This window comes from Methylophaga sp. UBA1464 (assembly GCF_002325665.1).
In the GTDB taxonomy this organism is placed as follows: Bacteria; Pseudomonadota; Gammaproteobacteria; order Nitrosococcales; family Methylophagaceae; genus Methylophaga.
Genome location: NZ_DCSO01000065.1, coordinates 9,645 through 9,987, shown reverse-complemented (window position 1 = coordinate 9,987; position 343 = coordinate 9,645). Strand labels below are relative to the sequence as shown.

The 343-nt window shown below is 47.5% G+C and carries 1 protein-coding gene; it reads right to left on the bottom strand.

Features of this window, described 5'->3' with window-relative positions; all coding sequences use genetic code 11:
• A partial coding sequence (locus B3O33_RS07890) for a zinc-binding dehydrogenase (protein ID WP_292363351.1) occupies positions 1–343 on the bottom strand: 343 nt, incomplete at both ends.

Sequence of the window (343 nt, the reverse complement as noted above, 5' to 3'; positions counted from 1 at the left end):
TGCGATACGGCGACGGCCAAAAATCATTGGTGCGGTATTAGGGCCTTCAATCGGGCCAATTTGTCCGACTAAAACTAATGTTGCATCGTTATCCAATAAGGGAATGTAGGGATTCAGATCATGGTTGACCGGAACCGTATCAATAATTAAATCAAATGCTGAACCCGCGGTGGTCATGGCTTCTTCATCTTTTGACACCAAAAAAGCATGGGCACCCAGATCTTTGGCACTTTGTTCTTTTTTCGGCGAGGTACTGATAACAGTGACATGGGCACCCAAGCCAACGGCTAATTTAATCGCCATATGGCCCAAACCGCCCATTCCCACAACGCCAACACGGCTG